Annotated in this window: 2 protein-coding genes; one reads left to right on the forward strand and one right to left on the reverse strand. The window is 69.3% G+C overall.

The window, feature by feature from the left end; all coding sequences use genetic code 11:
- The first annotated feature begins 609 nt into the window (after positions 1–609).
- On the forward strand, positions 610–3,081 hold the full coding sequence (locus ACY0I8_RS16855; RefSeq protein ID WP_461395673.1) for a PAS domain S-box protein: 2,472 nt from the start codon (positions 610–612) through the stop codon (positions 3,079–3,081).
- Positions 3,082–3,117: 36 nt separating this feature from the next.
- Here ACY0I8_RS16855 and ACY0I8_RS16860 read toward each other — a convergent pair.
- Positions 3,118–3,933: methyl-accepting chemotaxis protein (locus tag ACY0I8_RS16860; RefSeq protein WP_461395674.1), on the reverse strand; the 816-nt coding region annotated here is incomplete at its 5' end.

A 3,933-nucleotide genomic window follows, 5' to 3' on the forward strand; every position in this document is an offset into this window, starting at 1 on the left:
ACCCCCAGCTCACGCTGCCGGGGTTCGATGTTGGACAGCTGAATCGCACGGCGGTGTAGGATGACCGCCCCAAACCGCGGCAGAAGGCCCTCTCCGGGCACTTCCCGGGACCTCTGTTATTCGTTTTTGGACAGCAGTGGGTTTTTCCTACACGCTTGCAGTCCGTAAAGTCAACCGTAACAAAGCGTAAGAACACCCGGTGCTGTTCCCTGTGCAGATCAGTTTGTGCGTCAATCCGTTCCTCCTCCCTTAAACCACTCGTGATATCAAAGATCTTTGACTGCGGACCTTAATGAAACATAGCATGAGCGGGAGGGGGTGTGTGGGTGGGCCCCGGTTCCCCCGCTCGAGTCGGAACCAGGGCGAAGGGGTTGCACTCTGTGTTCTCCCGCTTGGGGAGGGGACACAGGGGGGCAGTCAGGCCAGGATCCGCGTTCTCGTTCCCCGGGGGGCGTTCCACGCGAGCGGCGGCCGGGTGGTTTGGCGGGCGATCCACGGGGCCGAGTCGCGCAGGTGCCAACGGGCCCGCCTTCCCGCGGTGAAAGGGGCTCGGGCACGCCGGAAACTCGCGCACCCGTGGGAAGCGGGGGCGGGACAGGGGAGGACGAAATGGGTGCACGGATGATCGCGGTGGTCGTGCTGCTCTCGTGCCTGGTGGCAGTTAGAGCGGGGGCCAGGGAAATCCGGGTGGGGGTGTACGAGAATCCGCCGCTGTTGGTCTGGACCGGAGAGGGCGGGTACGGGGGCGTCGGGGTGGACCTCGTCGTCGAGGCGGCTCGACGGGAGGGTTGGGAACTCACCTTCGTGCCCTGCGAGCTCGCGGAGTGCCTCTCCGCCTTGGAGGAGGGCCGCATAGACCTCATTCCGGCCCTGGCCTTTTCTCCGCAACGGGCCGAGCGGTTTGGGTTCACCGGGGAAACCGTGGTGGTGGCGTGGGGCCAGGTGTTCGCCCGCCCCGAGACCGAGGTGCGGTCCATCCTGGACCTGGACGGACGGCGGGTGGCCCTGACCCGGGAGAGCATCTTCGCCGAGCCGTTCCTTCGCCTCGTGGGAAGTTTCCAGGTGAAGGCCGAACCCGTCTGGGGCTCGAGCCACGAGGAGGCGCTCCAACTCGTGGCCGAAGGCCAGGCCGACGCCGCGGTGGTGAACGTGCTCCTGGCCCGACGGGCGGCCCAGCGGTACGGGGTGGAGGAAACCCCGGTCCTCTTCTCCCCGGTGGACGTGCGGATGGCGGCCCATCGGGGGGTGGCCTCGGAAATCCTCCCCTTCCTGGACCGGTACCTCGCCGCCTGGAAGCGGGAACCGGGTTCCCCGTACCACCGCGCGCTCGATCGCTGGATTGGCCTGCGGGGGGAGCCCGCCGGGATTCCCAGATGGGTGAAACTGGGGGCCGTTGGGGCGGGGGCGGCGCTGCTCATCTTGGCCGTGGGCGTTGTAGTCCTGCGACGCGAAGTGGCACGCCGGACGGCCGCGTTGGCCGACCGGAACGCGGAACTGGCCGCTGAAGTCGCCCGGCGGGAAGAGGCCGAGAGGTCGCTGACCGAGGCCTTGGAGCGCCTGCGGGTGATTCTCGACGCCTCGCCTGCCGCCATCGTGGCGGTGGACCGGGAGGGCCGGGTGACGGGATGGAGCCGGGGGGCCGAGCGGCTGTTCGGGTGGGACGAGGCCGAGGCCCTGGGCCGCGAGCCGCCCCATCTGCCGGCGGATGCGCGAGGGGTGTTCCGGGAGGAACTCTCGAAGGTGTTGGTCGGCGAGGAGGTGGTGGCGCGGGACGCCGAGCGCCGCCGAAAGGACGGTCGCCCCGTGTGGGTGTCCATCTCGGCCGCCCCGCTCCGGGACGCCCGGGGCGAGGTGGTGGGGGGCGTGTCGGTGATGATCGACGCAACAGAGCGGCGTCGCGCCGAGGAGGCGCGGCGGCGGCTCGAGGAGAAGATGTTCCAGGTGCAAAAGCTCGAGAGCCTCGGGGTGTTGGCCGGCGGCATCGCCCACGACTTCAACAACCTGCTCATGGGAGTGATCGGGCACGCGGACCTGGCCCTCAAGAAACTTGCGCCCGAGGCCCCGGCGCGGCGGAACGTGGAGGCGATCGTGAAGGCGGCACGAAGAGCCGCCGATCTCGCCCACCAGATGCTCGCCTACTCGGGAAGGGGACGGTTCGTGGTGGAGCCTATCGACCTGAACCGGCTCGTGGAAGAGATGGGGCATCTGCTGAAGACCGTGATCGGCAAGGGGGTGGTGCTCAAGTATGACCTGTCCCCGGACCTGCCGGCGGTCGAAGCCGACGCGAACCAGTTGCGGCAGGTGGTGATGAACCTGATCACCAACGCATCGGAGGCCATCGGCGACCGAAGCGGCGTGATAACCGTCACCACCGGGGTCATGGACGCGGATCGGGCGTACCTTGCCGAGACGTTCCTCGACTGGGATCTTCCGGAGGGCCGGTACGTGTACCTCGAGGTCTCGGACACGGGGCAGGGGATGGACGCCGAAACCCGGCAGAAGATCTTCGACCCGTTCTTTTCGACGAAGTTCATCGGCCGTGGCCTGGGACTCGCCGCGGTGCTGGGGATCGTGCGGGGCCACCGGGGCGGCCTGAAGGTGTACAGCGAGCCGGGCCGTGGGAGCACCTTCAAGATCCTCCTGCCCGCCTCCGAGGCGATGCCGGCCGTCTCGGCCGGGGAAGGGGACCCGGCCGAGGCGCGCCTGGAGGGGGTGCGGATCCTCCTGGTCGACGACGAGGACACCGTGCGGGAGGTGGCCGGCATGATGCTGGAGGAGTTCGGGGCGCGGGTCGCCACGGCCTCCGACGGGCTCGAGGCCGTGGAGCGGCTGCGGGAGGAACCCGGGGCCTTCGACCTGGTGCTCCTCGACATGACCATGCCGCGCATGGGCGGCGAGGAGGCGTTCCGCGAGATCCGGAAGATCCGCCCCGGCCTTCCCGTGATCCTCGCCAGCGGCTACAACGAGCAGGAGGCCACGAACCGGTTTGCGGGAAAGGGGCTTGCGGGGTTCATCCGCAAGCCCTACCGCATGGCCGAACTCCTCGAAGTGGTCGGTCGGGTGCTCCGGACGGCGGGCTGACCGGGGCCTCCGCGGGGCGCGGCCCGGCGGAACGGATCACGTCCGAAACCGCCCGGTGATCGCCTGCAACTCCCTGGCGCGATCGGCCACCGCGTCGGCCGAGGTCTTGATCCGGCCGTTCCATTCGGTGTTCTGGGCCACGGCCCGCGCGATCTCGTCCAGGTTCGTGGCCAGTGTCTCGATGGTGGTCGAGAGTTCCTTGGTGGCGGCGGCGATCTGCTCCACCTGGGCGGCCGCTCCCGAGATCTCCCGGTCGACCTCCTCCATGGCGGTGCCCGCCTGCTGGGCTTTCTCCCGCCCGGTCCCAACCCGCCCGAGGCCCGAGGCCATGGCGTCGGCGGCCCGGCGGGCTTCCGCCTGAATCGTCTCCACCGTGCCGCTGATCTCGCGGGTCGCCTTGACGGTTTTTTCCGCGAGCTTTCGCACCTCGTCGGCCACCACCGCGAACCCGCGGCCGTGCTCGCCGGCCCGGGCGGCCTCGATCGCGGCATTGAGGGCCAAGAGGTTGGTCTGGTCGGCGATGTCCTCGATCACGGTGACGACCTGCCCGATCTTCTCCGAACTGGACCCCAGGCCCCTCACCACGCCGGCGGCACCCTCCACCAGGTCGGCGATCTCGCGGAAGGCATCCATGGCCTCGAGGACCACGGTTGTGCCGCTGCCCGCCGCCACGGCGGCCGAGGCGGCGGCCTCGTTGACGCTGGCGGCGTGGCGGGCCACCTCGTTCACGGTGGCCCCCATCTCCTCGCCGCTCGCGGCCAGGGCCTGGGTTTGCTGGGATACCTGCTCGTTGCTACTTGCGATCTCCAGGATGGCCGAGGCGAGTTCCTCGGCGAGCCGGGCCAGTTCCTG

The sequence above is a fragment of the Deferrisoma sp. genome, from assembly GCF_054681715.1.

Excerpts from the sequence above, each read along its gene's own strand:
- ACY0I8_RS16855 (WP_461395673.1), top strand. The coding sequence starts at position 610 with ATGGGTGCACGGATGATCGCGGTGGTCGTGCTGCTCTCGTGCCTGGTG.